Source organism: Pseudoduganella umbonata (assembly GCF_014192225.1).
Classification (GTDB): domain Bacteria; phylum Pseudomonadota; class Gammaproteobacteria; order Burkholderiales; family Burkholderiaceae_D; genus Rugamonas; species Rugamonas umbonata.
In genome coordinates, this window is the sequence record NZ_JACHXS010000011.1 from 193,198 (window position 1) to 211,103 (window position 17,906).

General features: G+C 63.2%; 17 protein-coding genes, 3 tRNA genes and 1 riboswitch. Of the genes, 14 read left to right on the forward strand and 6 right to left on the reverse strand.

From position 1 onward, the window contains the following. Window positions 1-53 precede the first annotated feature (53 nt). The 5 genes from FHS02_RS24705 to glyA form a co-directional block, all read right to left on the reverse strand. The gene (locus tag FHS02_RS24705) at window positions 54-644 is read right to left on the reverse strand and encodes a pilus assembly PilX family protein (RefSeq protein ID WP_137316779.1); all 591 of its coding nucleotides are present in this window, start codon (window positions 642-644) and stop codon (window positions 54-56) included. Between the two features lie 2 nt (window positions 645-646). Continuing rightward, window positions 647-1,570, reverse strand: a complete 924-nt coding sequence (locus tag FHS02_RS24710; RefSeq protein WP_137316778.1) for a PilW family protein — start codon at window positions 1,568-1,570, stop codon at window positions 647-649. Beyond that, the gene (gene pilV, locus FHS02_RS24715; protein ID WP_137316777.1) at window positions 1,567-2,112 is read right to left on the reverse strand and encodes a type IV pilus modification protein PilV; all 546 of its coding nucleotides are present in this window, start codon (window positions 2,110-2,112) and stop codon (window positions 1,567-1,569) included. The genes FHS02_RS24710 and pilV overlap by 4 nt, the downstream gene beginning before the upstream one ends. A 217-nt stretch (window positions 2,113-2,329) precedes the next feature. Further along, window positions 2,330-2,797 carry a transcriptional regulator NrdR gene (gene nrdR, locus FHS02_RS24720; protein ID WP_137316776.1) on the reverse strand — a complete coding sequence of 156 codons (468 nt, stop codon included), beginning with the start codon at window positions 2,795-2,797 and terminating at the stop codon, window positions 2,330-2,332. Between the two features lie 73 nt (window positions 2,798-2,870). Then, window positions 2,871-4,115 carry a serine hydroxymethyltransferase gene (glyA, locus tag FHS02_RS24725; RefSeq protein WP_137316775.1) on the reverse strand — a complete coding sequence of 415 codons (1,245 nt, stop codon included), beginning with the start codon at window positions 4,113-4,115 and terminating at the stop codon, window positions 2,871-2,873. A gap of 110 nt (window positions 4,116-4,225) precedes the next feature. Next, window positions 4,226-4,338, reverse strand: a riboswitch (ZMP/ZTP riboswitch). A 162-nt stretch (window positions 4,339-4,500) separates the two neighbouring features. Between glyA and FHS02_RS24730 the strand changes: the two genes are divergently transcribed. From FHS02_RS24730 to FHS02_RS24790, 13 genes are all read left to right on the forward strand, one after another. Continuing rightward, window positions 4,501-5,250, forward strand: coding sequence for an SDR family NAD(P)-dependent oxidoreductase (locus FHS02_RS24730; protein ID WP_137316774.1), 750 nt, complete (start codon window positions 4,501-4,503; stop codon window positions 5,248-5,250). A 182-nt stretch (window positions 5,251-5,432) separates the two neighbouring features. Beyond that, window positions 5,433-5,840, forward strand: coding sequence for a tol-pal system-associated acyl-CoA thioesterase (ybgC, locus tag FHS02_RS24735; RefSeq protein ID WP_137316773.1), 408 nt, complete (start codon window positions 5,433-5,435; stop codon window positions 5,838-5,840). Window positions 5,841-6,048: 208 nt separating this feature from the next. After that, the gene (gene tolQ, locus FHS02_RS24740) at window positions 6,049-6,741 is read left to right on the forward strand and encodes a protein TolQ (RefSeq protein WP_131147005.1); all 693 of its coding nucleotides are present in this window, start codon (window positions 6,049-6,051) and stop codon (window positions 6,739-6,741) included. 15 nt (window positions 6,742-6,756) lie between these two features. Next, window positions 6,757-7,197, forward strand: coding sequence for an ExbD/TolR family protein (locus tag FHS02_RS24745; RefSeq protein WP_229422411.1), 441 nt, complete (start codon window positions 6,757-6,759; stop codon window positions 7,195-7,197). A gap of 3 nt (window positions 7,198-7,200) precedes the next feature. After that, window positions 7,201-8,169 carry a cell envelope integrity protein TolA gene (gene tolA / locus FHS02_RS24750; protein ID WP_137316772.1) on the forward strand — a complete coding sequence of 323 codons (969 nt, stop codon included), beginning with the start codon at window positions 7,201-7,203 and terminating at the stop codon, window positions 8,167-8,169. A 2-nt stretch (window positions 8,170-8,171) separates the two neighbouring features. Continuing rightward, complete coding sequence (gene tolB / locus FHS02_RS24755; protein ID WP_137316771.1) at window positions 8,172-9,434, forward strand: Tol-Pal system beta propeller repeat protein TolB; 1,263 nt, start codon at window positions 8,172-8,174, stop codon at window positions 9,432-9,434. A 43-nt stretch (window positions 9,435-9,477) separates the two neighbouring features. Beyond that, window positions 9,478-10,008: a peptidoglycan-associated lipoprotein Pal gene (gene pal, locus FHS02_RS24760; protein ID WP_137316770.1), complete on the forward strand. Its 531-nt coding sequence runs from the start codon at window positions 9,478-9,480 to the stop codon at window positions 10,006-10,008. Window positions 10,009-10,101: 93 nt separating this feature from the next. After that, a complete protein-coding gene (gene ybgF / locus FHS02_RS24765) occupies window positions 10,102-10,848 on the forward strand; it encodes a tol-pal system protein YbgF (protein ID WP_137316769.1) in 747 nt (248 codons plus the stop codon). A gap of 107 nt (window positions 10,849-10,955) precedes the next feature. After that, window positions 10,956-11,031, forward strand: a tRNA-Lys gene (locus tag FHS02_RS24770). A 44-nt stretch (window positions 11,032-11,075) separates the two neighbouring features. Beyond that, window positions 11,076-11,151: transfer RNA gene (locus tag FHS02_RS24775), tRNA-Lys, on the forward strand. A 62-nt stretch (window positions 11,152-11,213) separates the two neighbouring features. Continuing rightward, window positions 11,214-11,289, forward strand: a tRNA-Lys gene (locus FHS02_RS24780). A 252-nt stretch (window positions 11,290-11,541) separates the two neighbouring features. Continuing rightward, window positions 11,542-12,597, forward strand: coding sequence for a M48 family metalloprotease (locus tag FHS02_RS24785; RefSeq protein WP_137316768.1), 1,056 nt, complete (start codon window positions 11,542-11,544; stop codon window positions 12,595-12,597). A gap of 358 nt (window positions 12,598-12,955) precedes the next feature. Beyond that, window positions 12,956-13,336 carry a hypothetical protein gene (locus FHS02_RS24790; RefSeq protein ID WP_137316766.1) on the forward strand — a complete coding sequence of 127 codons (381 nt, stop codon included), beginning with the start codon at window positions 12,956-12,958 and terminating at the stop codon, window positions 13,334-13,336. A 75-nt stretch (window positions 13,337-13,411) separates the two neighbouring features. On the opposite strand, the gene FHS02_RS24795 is transcribed toward FHS02_RS24790, so the two are convergent. Then, on the reverse strand, window positions 13,412-14,341 hold the full coding sequence (locus FHS02_RS24795; protein WP_229422410.1) for a sulfurtransferase: 930 nt from the start codon (window positions 14,339-14,341) through the stop codon (window positions 13,412-13,414). A 382-nt stretch (window positions 14,342-14,723) separates the two neighbouring features. Between FHS02_RS24795 and FHS02_RS24800 the strand changes: the two genes are divergently transcribed. Then, the gene (locus tag FHS02_RS24800; protein ID WP_229422409.1) at window positions 14,724-17,729 is read left to right on the forward strand and encodes a reprolysin-like metallopeptidase; all 3,006 of its coding nucleotides are present in this window, start codon (window positions 14,724-14,726) and stop codon (window positions 17,727-17,729) included. Window positions 17,730-17,906: the final 177 nt, after the last annotated feature.

The window sequence follows — 17,906 nt, forward strand, 5'->3', positions numbered from 1 at the left end:
CGTTCTCCGGTGAGTCTCACTGTGTCGGCACTCGGTTGCCGCCCTGTCGCCGCTCAGTCCCCAGGCCTGCGCCAGGCCGACTGCAGCACGACCTGCACGCCTTCCCGGTTGCCGAAGCCGATCGCCGTCACGCGGTAGTAATAGCGGGCCGCGGCCCCGGCTTCGTCGCCCGCGCGGTGATAAGGCCGCCGCTCGATGATGTAGCGGGGCCGCCGCATCGGCAGTGCGCCCTCGCCTGTCTGCATTGCCGCACCGGTGAAATGGCCCAGCGCCACGGTGGCACCATCGGCACCATGGGCACCATGGGCACCGTCGGCCGCCAGGTCGACGACCTGCCACGGCGGCGGATCGCCGGGTCCGGCCGGCCCGCACAGGCCGAGCGCAGCGCCGGTGCCGCAGCCCGGCGCGAAATCCCCCGGCGCCGCCAGCAGAGCCGCCCGGTCGGGGGCCGCCTCTTCGATATCGCGTTCCGCATCCATCAGCGCATCCTCCGCAGCTTGCAGCGCCACGTGCCGGTCCCGTTCGGCCCGTGCCGCCTTTTCTCCCATCAATGCCATGCCGGCCGCGGTTGCCGCCAGCATCAGCACGGCCACCAGCATCACCAGCGTGACCACCAGCGCGACGCCCCGTTGCGTGCGCCGCATCGTCAATCGGCCCGGTTGCGCAGCAGCACCGTCCCGTCGAACAGGCGCCGCACGCGCCAGCGCAACGGCGCGGGCAGCGCGGCTTCGTCGACCATGGTGCCCGGATCGTCTGGCTCGCCCGGGGTGCCGAACAGGTGGTAGCGCATCGGCAGCGAGCCGGTGCGTGACTGGGCGTCGCCGTGCAGCAGCAAGGCCACGCGTACCACGGCGATGCGTTTCCAGTGTGTCTTGCGGCGCAGGTCGTGCGCCTGTTCCGCCGGCGTCGCGCCGGCCAGCACCAGGGCGGCATCGAGGGCGCGGATGCCGCTGGCGTTCAGGTAGCGGTTCGGGATGCCATCGGGCGGCTGGTCGGTATCGAGTCCGTACAGCACCTGGAACGAATCGACGCCGCGCACCACGGCATCGGCATTCCAGTTACCCGACTGTGCCCGGTACTTGCAGCGCAATTCCGTTTCGCCATCGTCGGCGGTGCCGACATAAAAGATGCTCCAGCCGGCTTCACCGGCACCGATCGCGAAGCCGGCGCAATCCACCACGGAACCGTCGCCGCCGGCGCCGCCAAGTCCGCCGAAATGCACCGCAAGCACGTCGCTGCGCTGGACGGCACCGGCGCGCAGCGCACCATCGAGTCCGGCCGCCATCCGCGGCAGCGTGCGGTCATCCAGGCCGCCGATGCTTGCCGCGGCATCGGCCGGCGGCGCGCCCGCTTCGAGGTCGGTCCATGCCGCCTGGCGAATCGCCCGGCCGAGCAGCTCCACCGCGTAGCGGCCGCCATCGTCGAGCCGAGTGGCGGCCGCCTGATGGGTGAAATCGCGGTTCGCCAGCAGCAGCATCGCCGCTGCCGCGAGCGCGACGAACAGGCCGAGTGCCAGCGCCACCAGCATGTCGACCAGGCCAATGCCGGCATGCCGGCGCCGCGCCGTCATGGCTGGACTCCGGCCACCGCGATTGCCACGCCGGGCAGTGCGCCGCGCCGGCCCTCGCCTGCCGGCGTGCCGTCCGCCCGCTTGCCGCGCCAGCCGATCTTGACGACGACCGGATCATCCGCCCCGCCGCTGCATTCCCAGCGCAGGCGTCCGGCCGCATATGGTTGCGCGTCGCGGCAAATGCGTGCCCGCCCTGCGGGCAATGCGGCATGCACCTGGCGCACCAGTTCGTGGATGTCCAGCCGGGCGATGTCAGTAGCATTGCAGGACTCGGCCCGGCAGAGGTTGCCTGGGGCTTCCGGCATGGCGCCGGCGTGCGCGTCGTAGTCGACACCGAGATAGATGGCCGGCACCTGCCCGGCATTGGCGCGCATGCGGTCGGCCATTGCCACGGCGATCTGGAGCGATGCCGACAGCAGCGCCGACTCGTGCCGTGTACGCATCGCATGCAGCTGCATGGCAGCGCCGCCGGTCAGGCCCAATGCCAGCACCAGGACCGCGATCAGCACTTCCAGTAACGTAAATCCGGCAACATGGCGCATCGCGGCCTCCCGTCAGAATGCCGTCCAAGATAGACGGTAGCGGACTGGAGCGGTTGCGCCCTGTCAACGACGCGTCAACCGGCACGAAGGTTCTGGATGAAGTTTGCGCAGACGGCTTGCAATGGCTTGCAATCGTTTTCGCGAGTTGGGGGACGCGAGCGCCTTGGACTATCGGGGAAACAGGCTGTTGGGAAGGATATGGTGTGAAACGACCGGCTTATTCCTGCCGCTTGCGCTCCTGCCCGGCCTCTTCGATGGCATCCTGGAATTCCGCGAGATCCTCGAAATTCTTGTAGACGGAGGCAAAACGGATGTAGGCCACCTTGTCGAGCCGCTTCAGCTCGGCCATGACAAGCTCGCCGATGTAGTTCGAATCGACTTCGCGCTTGCCGCTGGTCAGCAGTTTTTCCGCGATGGCCTTGACCGCGTCGTCGACGGCGGCAGCGGCCACCGGCCGTTTGCGCAGCGCCAGCATCAGGCTGCCGCGCAATTTGGCTTCGGCGTATTCGGTACGGCTGCCGTTCTTCTTGACCACGAACGGCATCGAAAGTTCAATCCGCTCGTAGGTCGTGAAGCGCTTGTCGCACTTGCCGCAGCGCCGCCGGCGCTTGATCGCGTCCCCTTCCTCCGATACGCGGGTATCGAGGACGTGGATTTCGTCGTGCTGGCAGAACGGACATTTCATGGAGGGGCCGGAATGGAATCAAAAAAAGGCGCCGGACCTCACGGCCGGCGCCCCGATAGTAGCAATGCAACGATTACGCGTAAACGGGGTACTTGTCAGCCAGCACCTTGACGGCGGCTTTCACGCGCTCGATCGTGGCGGCGTCGTTCGGATTGTCCAGCACGTCGGCGATCAGGTTGCCCACTTCTTCCGCTTCCGCTTCCTTGAAGCCGCGCGTGGTCATCGCCGGGCTGCCCAGGCGGATGCCCGAGGTGACGAACGGCTTTTGCGGGTCGTTCGGAATGCCGTTCTTGTTGCAGGTGATGTGGGCCGAACCCAGGATCGCCTCGGCTTCCTTGCCGGTCAGGTTCTTGGCGCGCAGGTCGACCAGGAACACGTGCGACTCGGTACCGCCGGACACGATGCGCAGGCCGCGCTTGATCAGCGTTTTCGCCAGCACGTCGGCATTCTTCACGACCTGCTGCTGGTAAGCCTTGAATTCATCGGACTGCGCTTCCTTGAACGCCACGGCCTTGCCGGCGATGACGTGCATCAGCGGGCCGCCCTGGATGCCGGGGAAGATCGCCGAATTGATGATCTTCTCGTGCTCGGCCTTCATCAGGATGATGCCGCCGCGCGGGCCGCGCAGCGACTTGTGCGTGGTGGACGTGACGAAGTCGGCGTGCGGCACCGGGTTCGGGTACAGGCCGGCGGCGATCAGGCCGGCATAGTGGGCCATGTCCACCATGAAGTAGGCGCCGACGGCCTTGGCCACGGCGGCGAAGCGTTCCCAGTCGATCTTCTTCGAGAAGGCCGAGGCGCCGGCGATGATCAGCTTCGGCTTGTGCTCGTGGGCCAGCTTTTCCATGGCCGCGTAGTCGATGTCTTCCTCGGCGGTCAGGCCGTACGACACCACGTTGAACCACTTGCCGGACATGTTCAGGCCCATGCCGTGCGTCAGGTGGCCGCCTTCGGCCAGCGACATGCCCATGATCGTGTCGCCCGGCTTCAGCACGGCGAAGAACACGCCCTGGTTGGCTTGCGAGCCGGAGTTCGGCTGCACGTTGGCCGCTTCGGCGCCGAACAGCTGCTTGACGCGATCGATCGCCAGCTGTTCCACCACGTCGACGTATTCGCAGCCGCCGTAGTAGCGCTTGCCCGGGTAGCCTTCCGCGTACTTGTTCGTCAGTTGCGAGCCTTGCGCTTCCATCACCGCCGGCGACGTGTAGTTCTCCGACGCGATCAGTTCGATGTGGTCGTGCTGGCGCTTGTTCTCGTTCTGGATGGCGCCGAACAGTTCCGGGTCGATGGATGCGAGGTTGTGATCTTTTGCGAACATGAAATTACTCCGATTAGGACTGGCAGATAGGATCGAATGACGAAGGCCGGGCAGGTTGGAAACCTGTGCTCAAAGGCAGCCCGTCCGCACGCACATCCGCGCGATTCCATCGTGGCTGCCCAGGCGAACGGCGTTGTGACATCTCACGTTCCCCGGTGGATACCCACCTTTCGCGCGCAGTGCCAGTGGGCATCGCCGCTTTTCGCCAGTTACGTGAGACATAAATGGAGCCGAGATTGTATGTGATGTACTGTGCGAGAGCAAGGAAGCTGCCTGTTGCCGGCCTGCCATGTCGTTGGTAGCGCGACCACAAACCTGTCGTTTCCGCTACAATCGGGGGTTGACTGGCTCCACCGTACAACCAACCGCATTGCGAGGAAAGCTCATGATCGTCTTCATCACCGGCGCTACCGCCGGCTTCGGCGCCGCGATGGCGCGCATCTTCGCCACCAATGGCCACCGGGTGCTGATCTCCGGCCGCCGCGAGGACCGCCTCGCGGCATTGGCGGGCGAACTGGGCCCGAACGTGCGCGCCGTGCCGCTGGACGTGACCGACAAGGCGGCGATCCACGCGGCACTGGCGGCGCTGCCGGAAGGATGGCGCGATATCGACGTGCTGATCAACAACGCCGGCCTGGCGCTCGGCGTCCGCCCGGCGCACGAGGCGCAGCTGGAAGACTGGGAAACGATGATCGCAACCAACTGCACCGGCCTGGTGACGATGACCCGCGCCGTCCTGCCCGGCATGGTGGAGCGTAACAGCGGCCTGGTCATCAACATTGGCTCGGTGGCCGGGCGCTTCCCTTACCCCGGTGGCAACGTGTATGGCGCCACCAAGGCATTCGTCGACCAGTTCACGCTGAACCTGCGCTCCGACCTGGTGGGCACCGGCGTGCGTGCCACCAATATCGCGCCGGGCCTGTGCGGCGGCACGGAGTTTTCCAACGTACGCATGAAAGGCGACGACGCGGCGGCGGCAAAGGTGTACGAAGGGACCACGCCGCTGACGGCCGACGACATTGCCGCCACGGCCTACTGGATCGCCACGCTGCCGCCACACGTCAATATCAATATGATCGAACTGATGCCGACCTGCCAGGCTGCCGGACCGCTGGCGATCAAGCGCGCCGGTTAAGCGGTTCATCAGCCGCGACAAATTGCCCAGGCGAATCAATCGTAAGCGATTGTTACAAGTATTGGTCGATGGCAGCGAATTTGTTTAACTGACCGGCTTGACAATGTGTCAGCAAACTTTCGGCAACGTTACATGCCAAATGGCGTAGAATGTTGCCTAATAACACTTGTAGCAATCTCATCATGCCTTCAGAGTTCACCTGGAAAGTCCGTGTCTATTACGAGGATACGGACGCGGGCGGCATTGTTTATTACGCGAATTACCTGAAGTTTTTCGAACGCGCGCGCACCGAATGGTTGCGTGCGATCGGCGTTGGCCAGCAGGTCTTGCTCGATGAGCATGACGCGATGTTCGTGGTAAAGCACGTCAGCGCGGACTATCATGCGCCGGCCAAACTGGACGATGCCCTAGAATTAACACTAGTTATCGAGAAGCTTGGCCGTGCCTCTGTCGTATTCCGGCAGCAGGCATGGTGTGGCACGACCCTGCTCAATACGGCGCATGTCAAGATCGGCTGCGTCGATTCCGCGCTGCGCCCGCGCGCCGTGCCCGACGACGTTGCCGGTCGCATGCGCGCTTATGTCGCATGACGGTGGTTTCATGACAGTGGTTTCATGACGGCGGCTGCATAATGCCGGTTGCATGATGCCAGTCGCATGATGCCGGGCGCCTGATGCCGGTGGCCTGAAGCCGGTTGCGTAACGTGTCGGTTGCGCAACTTTGGCCAACGCCGCCAATGAGCGGATGCCGTCGCCAGTGTGACTTTTTGCCGTACTTACCATTCTAACTAATTCATAAATGAACGGTTCCCAAGATCTTTCCTTCATCGCCCTCATCTCCAACGCGCACCTGATCGTTCAGCTGATCATGGCGTTGCTGCTCGGCCTCTCGATCGTCAGCTGGACCTACATTTTCAAGAAATGGTTCGATGTGCGCGCCGCGCGCCGGCTGACGATCGATTTCGAAAAAACGTTCTGGGCCGGCGGCAATCTGCACCAGCTGTACCAGGCCGCCGGCAGCAACCGCGCCAACAACGGTGCGCTGTCGCGCATCTTCGAGGCGGGCATGGGCGAGTTCATCAAGGGCAAGCAGGCCGTGGCGGCCAACCGCGAAACGTTCGATGGCGGCGCACTGCTCGACGGCGCCCGCCGCGCCATGCGCGCGGCGTTCCAGCGCGAGATGGACGTGCTTGAATCGCACCTGGCGTTCCTGGCATCGGTCGGTTCCGTGTCGCCCTACATCGGCCTGCTCGGCACCGTGTGGGGCATCATGAATGCGTTCCGCGGCCTGGCCAACGTGCAGCAGGCCACGCTGTCGGCCGTGGCACCCGGCATCGCCGAGGCGCTGATCGCCACCGCGATCGGCCTGTTCGCCGCGATCCCGGCGGTGGTGGCCTACAACCGTTTTTCGCACGACATCGACCGCCTGGCGATCCGCTTCGAAAGCTTCGTCGAGGAATTCTCCAACATCCTGCAGCGCCAGTCGCGCTAACGGGAAAGGACCATCATGGCGTCTTCCTTCAACAGCGGCAGCATGCGCGGCGGCCGCGGCCGCAAGCTGAAATCCGAGATCAACGTGGTGCCGTACATCGACGTGATGCTCTGCCTGCTGATCATCTTCATGGTCATGCCGAGCTCGAACAACCCCAGCTCGATCGACCTGCCGCATGCGGAGAAGTCGGTGCGCCCGCCGGATGCCTACATCCAGGTCACCATCAAGCCCAATGGTGCGCTGTCGATCGGCATCGCGGGCAAGAATGCCGATGCGCCGGAGACGGCGCCGAACCGCGATGCACTGGTGCGCAAGCTGGCGGCGCTGCACGAGGATAATCCCGATTATCCGGTACTGATCGCGGGCGACAAGGAAAGCAAGTACGACGACGTGATCCAGCTGATTTCGGAAGCAAAGAAGATGGGCATCAACCGCGTCGGTCTGGCGACGAAGTAAGGCATGGCGACGAGTGAAGCAAACAGGGGTGGCCCGTACCGGGTGCCCCGGCACGACAGTGGCTGGCGCGCGTTCGGTCTCGCGCTGGCTACGCACGCGCTGCTGTTCCTGTTCCTGTGGGGTGGCATCAACTGGCAGAGTTCGGAGCCGGTCGCGGTGGAAGCGGAAGTGTGGGACCTGACGACCCAGCAGGCCGCCCCGCCGCCGCCGCCCGCCGAGGAACCGGAACCGGCGCCTGAACCGCAGCCCGAACCGGAGCCGGCGCCACCGCCGCCCACCCCGGTGGCGCCGCCGCCGCCGCGCGAAGTGACGCCACCGAAGCCCGATCCCGAGATCGCGCTGCGGAAGGAGCGCGAGAAGAAGAAGGAAGAGGAAAAGCGCGTCGCCGCCGAGAAGGCCGAGGAAAAGCGCAAGCAGAAGCTCGAAGAGGATCGCAAGCTCGCCGAGCAGAAGAAGAAAGAAGACGACAAGAAAAAGCGCGAGGAAGAGGAACGCCTGGCCGAGCAGAAGGAAGCGGCCGAGAAGAAGAAAAAGGAAGACGACGCCAAGAAGAAACAGCTGGCCGAGAAAAAGGCTGCGGAAAAGAAAGAGGCTGACCGCCTTGCCAAGATCCGCGCCGAGGAAATGCGCCGTATCACGGGTGCAGCCGGCGGCAGTTCGGGCACGGCCGAGAAATCGACCGCGCCGCGCATGGACAGTGGCTACGTGGCCGCGATCACGGCCAAGATCAAGGGCAACATCAGCTACGCGGGAAGCCAGGACGTTCCCGGCAATCCGCGGGCCGTTTTCAAGATTTCGCAATTGCCGACTGGGGAAATCATTTCGGTCCGAAAGATCAAGAGCAGCGGAATTCCCGCCTACGATGCCGCAGTGGAGAACGCGATTTCCAAGTCGTCGCCTCTGCCGAAAAAGAAAGACGGCACGGTGGAAAGGGATATCGACGCGACGTTTAATTTGAAAGACTTGCCTTGACCATGAAAAAACTAGACACCTTCCTCCTCACCGCTGGCATGCTGGCCAGCCTGACCGCCCAGGCGCAGTTGCGCGTGGAAATCTCCGGCGTCGGCAGCAACCAGATCCCCGTTGCCGTGGCCGCGTTCGTCGACGAAGGCCAGTCGCCGACGCAGATTTCCAAGGTCATCAAGACCGACCTCGAACGCAGCGGCGCCTTCAAGGTGATCGATGCCGGCACGATCGCCGACATCAACGCCGTCGACGCCGCCTCCTACAAGGCACGCGGCGCCGATGCGCTGGTGGTGGGTACCGTGCAGAAACAGCCGAACGGTACGTACGACGTGCGCTACAAGCTCATGTCGACGATCCAGAACACGAAGATCTCGCAACTGGACCAGCAGGCGCCGGCGCAGTTCACCCGCCTGTCGGCCCACAAGATCGCCGACGACGTCTATGAAAAGCTGACTGGCGTGCGCGGCATCTTCGCCACCCGCATCGCGTACGTGACGCAGCAGGGCAAGTCGTACCGCCTGGAAGTGGCCGATGCGGACGGCGAAAACGTGCAGCTGGCACTGTCGTCGAACGAGCCGATCATTTCGCCGTCGTGGTCGCCGGACGGCACCAAGGTGGCCTACGTGTCGTTCGAGCAGAAAAAGCCGGTGATCTACGTGCAGAACCTGATCACGCGCCAGCGCACCGTGATCGCCAACGAACGCGGCAGCAATTCGGCGCCTTCCTGGTCGCCGGACGGCAGCCGTATCGCCCTGGCCCTGTCGAAGACGGGCAACACGCAGGTGTACATCGCCAACAGCAGCGGCGGCGGCATCCGCCGCATTTCGAACAGCAGCGGCATCGATACCGAGCCGCAGTTCTCCGCCGACGGCCAGCAGATCTACTTCACCAGCGACCGCAGCGGCGGCCCGCAGATCTACCGGATGAGCGTGAACGGCGGCGATGCGCAGCGCGTGACCTTCAACGGCAACTACAACATCAGCCCGCGCATTTCCTCCGATGGAAAGACGCTGGCTTATATTTCCCGGCGCAACGGCAACTTCCAGCTCTATGTATTGGATCTGGCAAGCGGCCAGGAGCAACGTTTGTCGGATAACACCAACGACCAGGCCCCCAGCTTCGCTCCGAACGGCAAGTACATCCTGTACTCCACCGAATCGGGCGGGCGCAAGGCATTGGCGGTGGTGTCGGTGGACGGCCGGGTCAAGCAACGCCTGACCATTCAGGCCGGAGCAATCAAGGAGCCCACCTGGGGTCCTTTCATGAAGTAAAACAGGCAGTAAAGACCTTTCACAATGACCAGGAGAAATCAACATGCGTAACGTAAAAAGCATCGCCTTCATCATCAGCAGCGCGGCCCTGCTGGCAGCTTGCTCGAGCCCCGTCAAGGTTTCCGAGCCGGCACCGGTAGTGGAAAGCAAGCCGGCCGAAGCGCCAGCGGCAGCGCAGGACACCCGTGCCGTGGCACCGGTCGAAACCAAGTCGATCGACCCGCTGGACGATCCACAAGGCGTGCTGGCACAGCGCAGCGTGTACTTCGACTTCGACAGCTACGCAGTGCGTGAAGATGGCAAGGCCGTGGTCACGAACCACTCCGGCTACCTGACGAAGAACACCAACCGCAACATCCTGATCCAGGGCAACACCGACGAACGCGGCGGCGCCGAATACAACCTGGCCCTGGGCCAGAAGCGTGCCGAGGCCGTGAAGCGCTCGATGGTCGCGCTGGGCGTGGCCGATGGCCAGATCGAAGCCGTTTCGCTGGGCAAGGAAAAGCCGAAGGCAACCGGCAGCAACGAAGAAGCGTGGGCACAGAACCGCCGCGCCGACATCGTCTACAAGTAATTCCCGCAGCGCGGGTCCGCACACCCGTAACGGGGCAGCGCGCAGGGTTATACTGCGCCCTGCCCCGTTTTTTTCATTGAAAGCGTTTAGAACATGATCAAATTCGCCAAGACGGCCGTTGCGCTGGCCGTTGCCACGCTGTCCCTGCATGCCTCCGCCGGCGTCTTCGATGACGACGAAGCGCGCCGCGCGATCCTCGACCTGCGCGCCAAGCTGGAAGCGCTGACGAAGGACGTCAACAGCCGTTTCGACACCAAGGCGGACAAGACGTCGACGCTGGACCTGATCGCCCAGCACGACCAGACGATGCAGGAAATCGCCCGCCTGCGCGGCCAGGTCGAAGTGCTGCAGAACGAGATCGAAGTGGCGTCCAAGCGCCAGAAGGACCTGTATGCCGACATGGACAAGCGCCTGCGCGCGCTGGAGCCACGCGAGGTCGAGATCGACGGCCAGACGGCCTCGGTCGACCAGTCCGAGCAGAATGCCTACGACGCCGCCATGCAGCAGTTCAAGGAAGGCAATTACGAAGCCGCGACCACGTCGCTGCAGAACTTCGGCAAGCGCTATCCCGGCTCGGCGTATGCCGCCAACGTCCAGTACTGGCTCGGCAGCGCCCTGTACCTGCAGCGCGACTGCAAGGCCGCGATCACCGCACAGCAGGCCTTCGTGAAGAACTTCCCGGACAATCCGAAAGCGCCCGACGCCCTGCTGACCGTGGCCGCCTGCCAGACCGAGCTGAAGGCCGTCAACAACGCCAAGAAGACGCTGAACGAGCTGATCAAGGCTTATCCGAACACGGCCGCCGCCCGCACCGCCAAGGAACGCCTGGGCGGCAAGTAAGCACCAGGCTGGCCTGCCGTCCGGGACATACGTTCGCTGCATAATTCGATGCTCCTAAGCATTTGACAGGAACGGCCGGGCCATCCTATAATCCCGCTTCTTTCGGAGGGTCGTTAGCTCAGCTGGTAGAGCAGCGGACTTTTAATCCGTTGGTCGCAGGTTCGAATCCCGCACGGCCTACCACTCGAAAGAAGCAGGAAAGAAGCAGCAGCATCGTAGTTTGCAGGGGGTCGTTAGCTCAGCTGGTAGAGCAGCGGACTTTTAATCCGTTGGTCGCAGGTTCGAATCCCGCACGGCCTACCACTTGCAGATGCTGTTGAGCTTCGTTGCTCGATGTTGTTGATGTGTTGTACTGGTTTTACCTTGGGTCGTTAGCTCAGCTGGTAGAGCAGCGGACTTTTAATCCGTTGGTCGCAGGTTCGAATCCCGCACGGCCTACCAAGATTTCTCAGGAAGCCCACGCATTTCGGTGCGTGGGCTTTTTGTTTTTTTGGTCCTCTCTGATCTTCGGAAGACGTCCCCGCGAAACGCTTCCGGCCAGCACGTGGCGGCGCCACGGACGCCTAAGTCGTGAGAAGCTCGACAATTCTTACTGCACCTGCTTGTGATCATATTTCGGCGAGCCATGACAATTTATCTCTGAACCGAGCATATCGGTGTAAAGTAACTTTACTCAGCCCGCCAGGAGACGTTATGCATCACGCATTGAACGACAGCTTCCTCAGGTTAACGCAAAATCCGCTCGTGTTTGCCGACGGCTCGCCCAAGTTTGTTTGCCCGACGGCGGTCACTGGCGATCCTTATTTCACTTGGAGTAAAAACGCACTTGAAGAGGTCATTCCGCTTCTTGAAAAACTCTTCCCATACTACGAAATTGACTATGCGATTTGGGATACCGACCAACTCAATGCATGGATTTGTCCGCGTGCCGCGAACCAGTATGTCATTGCGGTGAGCAAGGGTGCCCTCATCGAATTCGTGAAGTCGGGCAACGTTTTTTTCCAACAGCTGTCTGCAGTTGGCATCACCGAAAAAGAGTCGGCACTATTCGGCATATTTGCGGGTCTTCCCTGCCCAAGTGGGGGTATTCTTGAAGGCCGTACTGCAGAAGTCTTTGCAGTCGGTGCTATTTCTGCAATCCTTGGACATGAGCTAGGCCATGCGCATGAGCGCCAGTTCGAAGTTGAGGAATCTCAAAACGAACCCGTCCTGGTGAATCATGGCGCTGAATTTGCCGCCGATTTCTGGGGCGTTCGCGTCGCGAATCGATTCCTCAGCGGCTTCTTTGATATCGCACGTGAAGGTGCAGAAGAAAGCCCCTATGTATTCGCCGCAGACTTGTTGCAAGCACAATTTGTCTTACAAGCCTTTTCTTGCCTGGATCGCGTAGACCTTCGATCACCCTGGGCACCGGTCGATCCAGAAGATATCGATGATACGCATCCAATCGATGCCGCCCGGCTGCATTTCGCAGCGAAAGGGCTGGCTGATTGCCTGATCGAAGATAATGGCCGACCGCAGGAGATTGCTGAGAGCATTTCCATCATGGCTCTTGAACGTGTGCTGCAGCTCCATCAACGCAAACTGCTGCTGGAAACGGCAAACACGAACGAACTGGCGCTCAAGACGCTGCTTGAAAGGTACGACGAAGCCGAGCAGTACCTTCCTCGCGTTCGTGAACGCTATGCTTTGTGGCTGAACGGATCAGGCGCCTTCGATTCTGCTGACAAGAAAGAGAAGCCGGAATAGCAACAAAGGCATGACCTTCCCTTGTTCCCCGTTGCAATTGGCAACTAAAAGAAGAATGTAGAAACGGCCAGCCGGCTTACCAGCTTTGCTGGTCGTATATCACGCATTCGCGATACATCATGAAGTTGCTCCGGGAATCGGCGGAAGCATCGCTGCAGGCGCTCTTGCCGGATTGGCCTGCGGTCCTGGTGCGCCTGTGTGTGTCACAATCGGTGCTTTTGTCGGAGGCGCCCTGGCTGCTTTCGGCGCTGGCTTCGTCTGGTGAGGCAGGCTCGTGAGATTAATTCCGCACGCTGGATTCGCATCACGGCTGGCGTCACCCAATTCGGAGTCAAAGCTTGCCTCCTCTGAATTGCTTATGGACGGAAAGCCCACCGGGCTGATCGTCACCGGAGCGGTGCTGGAAGCGGCCGTTGAATGGAAAGGCTGTCGCATCGCCTTTTTTACCGATGACATTCGGTTCGAAGACATGCTGCGCATCTATATGTTCAGCGCCGATATGATATTGGCCGATGCGGCCGTGCTGGGTGCGATGTATTCCACCGGGTCATTTTCCGACCTGAGCCTGCAGCCACCGAATGCACTGACGTTTCGCTTCTTTGGGGGCACAGTGTGGAGACTGGTCCTTTTCCCCGAGCAGAAATTTGCCGTTCCCTTTGTTTCCGATCCGCGTGGCGTGACGCGAGGATTCCGATTCTTCAGGCGTTTCCGCATCGAAGGCAAACCGCAGCCCGGGTAGGTACAGAAGATTGACGACGCCAACTTTCGAGTTGGCGTTGTTGTTCGTCATGGACGGGTGAATTGGCGATAAATGTCACCTCCTGCTCACCGCACATTCCGGCCATGCGTTGGCATCGCTGCTCCACTCCAGCCACCCGCCATCGAACACGGCAATATCGTCCCACCCCATCAGCCAGGCATAAAAGAACGCCATCGACGCGCGCCATCCGGTGCCGCAGTAGAACGCGATGCGCCGGTTGGCCGTGATGCCGCCAAGTTGCCACATCGCCGCGATCTCGCCGGCCGGCCGCATCGTGCCATCGGCGTGCTGGTAAGCACTCATGCTGTTGACGTCGCCATCGGCGCCCGCCCTGCCCCATAGCGCGCCGGGAATGTCGCCGCGCGCGGCGATATAGCTGTATCCCGACACTTTGCCGAGGAATTCCGCCTCGCTGCGGATACTGACCAGCGCCGCATCTGGCCGTGCCAGCAAGGTGCTCGCCTCGACCATGTCGACCAGGTATTCGGGGTGCGCCGGACATGACGCGCCGAAATCGGTCACCGGATCGACAGGCCGGCCTGGACCGCTTTCGCACGGATGCCCGCCCGACTGCCAGGCGGCGAATCCGCCATCGAGCAGCCGCACGTCGGCAACGCCGGCATACAGCAGCAGGTGCGCCACGCGCGCCGCGGCCAGGTTGTTGCGGCCGTAGAGGATCACGGTCGTATCGTGGCGGATGCCATGTGCGAGGAGCACGCACAGCAATGCGTCGTCCGGCACCTTGTTCCACAACGGCCCGCCTTCGACCGCACTGGTGTCGAGATAAGCCGCGCCGGGAATATGCGAGGCCGCGAACGGCTGCGATGCGCCACAGCCCGCTTCGAGCAGGCGCCAACGCCCGTCAGCCGCGTCAGCCGTGTCACCGGCGATCAACGCGGCAAGCCCGGCAGCGCTGACGAGCTGACGGCCGCGGACCAGGTCGATGCGCGGACCGTTGCCGCTGAAAGGGTGGACGCTGCTCAAGACGATTGCCGGTCGGGATCGCCGCATCTGCGGCACATGAAATAAGCCGGCAATTGTATATCGCCATGGCGGCTTACCGCAGAGCGCATTTGTTTATACGGTATGCCGGCCATGTCGGACAACAAAGATCTTTCCCGATATCCCGCCGGCGATGGGTTGACACGGTTTTCATGCTCTTTACAACGACCCGGAAAATTATGCTTGAGTTATGTAACAAGCCGGCAATAGTATGGTCGAGTTCAATTGTCTTATATATATCGGACGATAGAACGACCGCCGCCGCAGACGGCGGATGCAAGGGGATCCGAAAACAGAGGCAACACAGAGAGGCAGCACAACAAGACCACCGAGTAGAGCAAACCATGTCGCGAAAGGACATTGCATGAGAATCAAGCCGTCGACCCCGTCGTACCACGGCGGGTTGCAGCAGATGCGCACCGTGCCGGGCGTGAAATCCTCCCTGGCTCTCTGTATCGCCCTCGCCTTCACAGCCGCTGCGCCGATCGCGCAGGCTGCAAAGGCGTCCACTCCGGCAGTGTCCCTCCAGCGTGCAGCGCCGCATTGGCAGAGCGTCGCCACACCCGCCGCGTCCCTGACCGTCGGCGGCGCGACCAGGAAACCCGCGCTGAAGCTGAAGCGCTTCCACGCGGCGACGCTGGACAGCAACGGCATGAAGGGTCTGACGGCCGGCGCACCGCTCGAGCGCGGTCTCGGCGAAGTGCCCGATACGCTGACGATTTCGCTGCCGCATCCGGACGGCGGCTACCAGCGCTTCGCGCTGGTCGAATCGCCGATCATGGAGGCGGGCCTGGCGGCAAAACATCCCGACATCAAGACCTACCGCGGCAAGGGCATCGACGATCCGTCCGCCACGCTGCGGATGGATATCACCAAACTGGGCCTGCACGCCTCCGTGCGCTCGCCGAACGGCGGCTGGTACGTCGACCCGTACTACCACCTCGACGACAGCCTGTACGCCAGCTACCACGGCCGCGACCTGACCAACCAGCACGGTCCGCTGGTGGAAGCCGCGCTGGGCGAAGCACAGCTGACGCTGTCGCGCGGCTTCTACAAGGATGGCGACAGCCTGGAAGTGCGCGGCATGAACTTCGCGCCGGGCGCCAGCGTCAACGTGACCGTGCGCGCCGACGGCGACACGGCGGCGCTGCAGAGCGCCGTCGCCACGGCGGACAGCAACGGCGTCGTGTCGCTGACGCTGCAGGCACGCGGCACCGGTGCCTTCGAAGTCGTCGCCAGCGACGGCCGCGCCACCACCACCGCGTCGTACCACGTGGTGGACGCCGCCGCTGCCGCCAGCGCCACCGTAGGCAACCAGTTGCGTACCTATCGGCTGGCCCTGGTCACCGACCCCACGTATGCCAGCTACTTCGGCGGCTCCGCCAACGTGACGGCGGCCAAGGTCACGCTGATCAACCGCGTCACGCAGATCTACGAAGACGAGACCTCGATCCGCCTGGTGCTGATCGACGGCACGGATGCCCTGAACCTGGACACCGCCGCGCAGATGACCGGCGCCAACGGCCCGTGCGGCGGAGCCGCCTGCTATACGCCATCGCAAGCCGAAGGCTGCAGCAGCAGCACGCTGTCGCGCAACCGCATCGTCACCGGCCTGCTGGTCGGTGCCAGCAGTTTCGACATCGGCCACATCGGCTTCGGCCTGGATGGCGGCGGCATCGCCAGCCTGGGCGTGGTCGGCGGCAGCGCGAAGGCGCAGGGTTGCACCGGTGTTCCCACGCCGGTGGGCGACGTGTTCGCGGTCGACTATGTGGCCCATGAAATCGGCCACCAGTTCTCCGGCAACCACACGTTCAACGGCGTCAACCGCAGTTGCGCCGGCGGCAACCGCAATCCCGAAACCTCGGTGGAACCCGGCAGCGGCACGTCGATCATGGCCTACGCGGGCATTTGTGGCGTATCGGACAACGTCCAGCCGCACAGCGATCCGTATTGGTCGCAACGCAGCTTCGACGAGGTCGTCGCCTACACATCGGGGGCCGAAACCGCGATCAATGAAGTGCAGACGGCCGCGCTGCGCAACTTCACGACGAACGGCCAGCAGTTCCGGATCCGCTGGAACGGCAACCTGTCGGCACCGATCGTGCGCGGCACCAACTACACGGCAGCCGGCATCCGCACGGCGATCCAGGCCATCGCCGGCTGGCCGGCAGGCGCCACGGCCACCGCCAGCAGCGTGACCAACAATGGTTTCAACGTGACGTTCGGCGGCACGCTGGCCGGCACCAATGTGGCGCAGCTGGAACTGGCGAACTTCTCCAGCGGCGTGTCCGGATTCACCGGCGAAGTCGCGGTCGGCGGCCTGACCAGGCGCGGTGGCACCGTATCGTCGAGCGGCAACAGTGCGCCGCTGGTCACCGCGCCGGCCGGCTACACGATCCCGGTGCGTACACCGTTCGCGCTGACCGGCAGCGCCACCGATGCGGACGGCGACACGGTCACGTACCTGTGGGAACAGAACGACCGCGGCGGCTCCGACGGCACCGCCCTGGTGTCGAACGCGAAGACCGACGGCCCGCTGTTCAGCCAGTTCGGCAAGCGCGCCATCGTCACCAGCGCCGACACGATCAAGTACGAATCGCCCGGCGAAAACCACGTGACGACCGATCCGACCCGCGTATTCCCCGACATCGACCAGATCCTGGCGAACAATACCAATGCGGAAAGCGGCGCCTGCCCGACGCCGCCGGCCACGCCGACCGCCGCCAACATCGACTGCTACGCCGAGTTCCTGCCGACGGCGGACTACGTGGGCTATCGCGAAAACGCCACCCCGCCGGCGCTGAACTTCCGGCTGACCGCGCGCGACGGCCTGGGCGGCGTCAGCAGCGCCGACACGCGGCTGGTGCTCGCGCACGGTGCCGGCCCGTTCCTGGTGACCTCGCCCAACGCGGCAACCACGCTGCCGGCCGGTTCCACCCAAACCGTGACCTGGAACGTGGCCAACACCAACGCCGCACCGGTCGGCGTCGACGATGTGAAGATCTCGCTGTCGACGGATGGCGGCAAGACCTGGCCGCACACGCTGGCCGCCAGCACGCCGAACGACGGCAGCGCGTCGGTCACGCTGCCGGCCGTGGCCACCACGGCCGCACGCATCAAGGTCGAGGCGATCGGCAACGTGTTCTTCGACGTGTCGAACGTGAATTTCAAGATCGACCTGTCGGGCGACGTCAACGCCGACGGCGTCGTAGACTGTACGGACCTGGGTGTCATCCGCGCCGCGATCGGCACGCGCGCCGGCCAGGCCGGCTTCGATGCACGTGCCGACGTCGTCGCGGATGGCGTCATCAACGTGCGCGACGTGACTTACGTGGCCCGACTCGTGCCGCAGGGCACGTCCTGCAACTGACCGCTGTCCAGCTCGCCTGGTGCCGCACTCCGCACCATGCCGGCGCCGCCCGGCCGGGCCACCCCGGCCGGGCTCGCGATTGATCGTTAGTTGATCATCAAACGATGATCGAATGAGTATCGAACAAGCATCGAACGAACATCGAACGGAAAATCGATCGCATACCGGCGATCCGAT

Bases quoted from the DNA above. Each gene is read 5' to 3' on its own strand.
- ybgC (WP_137316773.1), top strand. From the start codon at position 5,433: ATGCCTTCAGAGTTCACCTGGAAAGTCCGTGTCTATTACGAGGATACG.
- tolB (WP_137316771.1), top strand. From the start codon at position 8,172: ATGAAAAAACTAGACACCTTCCTCCTCACCGCTGGCATGCTGGCCAGC.
- ybgF (WP_137316769.1), top strand. From the start codon at position 10,102: ATGATCAAATTCGCCAAGACGGCCGTTGCGCTGGCCGTTGCCACGCTG.
- tolQ (WP_131147005.1), top strand. From the start codon at position 6,049: ATGAACGGTTCCCAAGATCTTTCCTTCATCGCCCTCATCTCCAACGCG.
- FHS02_RS24800 (WP_229422409.1), top strand. From the start codon at position 14,724: ATGAGAATCAAGCCGTCGACCCCGTCGTACCACGGCGGGTTGCAGCAG.
- FHS02_RS24790 (WP_137316766.1), top strand. From the start codon at position 12,956: ATGGACGGAAAGCCCACCGGGCTGATCGTCACCGGAGCGGTGCTGGAA.
- pilV (WP_137316777.1), bottom strand. From the start codon at position 2,112: ATGCGCCATGTTGCCGGATTTACGTTACTGGAAGTGCTGATCGCGGTC.
- nrdR (WP_137316776.1), bottom strand. From the start codon at position 2,797: ATGAAATGTCCGTTCTGCCAGCACGACGAAATCCACGTCCTCGATACC.
- glyA (WP_137316775.1), bottom strand. From the start codon at position 4,115: ATGTTCGCAAAAGATCACAACCTCGCATCCATCGACCCGGAACTGTTC.
- tolA (WP_137316772.1), top strand. From the start codon at position 7,201: ATGGCGACGAGTGAAGCAAACAGGGGTGGCCCGTACCGGGTGCCCCGG.
- FHS02_RS24730 (WP_137316774.1), top strand. From the start codon at position 4,501: ATGATCGTCTTCATCACCGGCGCTACCGCCGGCTTCGGCGCCGCGATG.
- FHS02_RS24705 (WP_137316779.1), bottom strand. From the start codon at position 644: ATGCGGCGCACGCAACGGGGCGTCGCGCTGGTGGTCACGCTGGTGATG.
- pal (WP_137316770.1), top strand. From the start codon at position 9,478: ATGCGTAACGTAAAAAGCATCGCCTTCATCATCAGCAGCGCGGCCCTG.
- FHS02_RS24710 (WP_137316778.1), bottom strand. From the start codon at position 1,570: ATGACGGCGCGGCGCCGGCATGCCGGCATTGGCCTGGTCGACATGCTG.
- FHS02_RS24745 (WP_229422411.1), top strand. From the start codon at position 6,757: ATGGCGTCTTCCTTCAACAGCGGCAGCATGCGCGGCGGCCGCGGCCGC.
- FHS02_RS24785 (WP_137316768.1), top strand. From the start codon at position 11,542: ATGCATCACGCATTGAACGACAGCTTCCTCAGGTTAACGCAAAATCCG.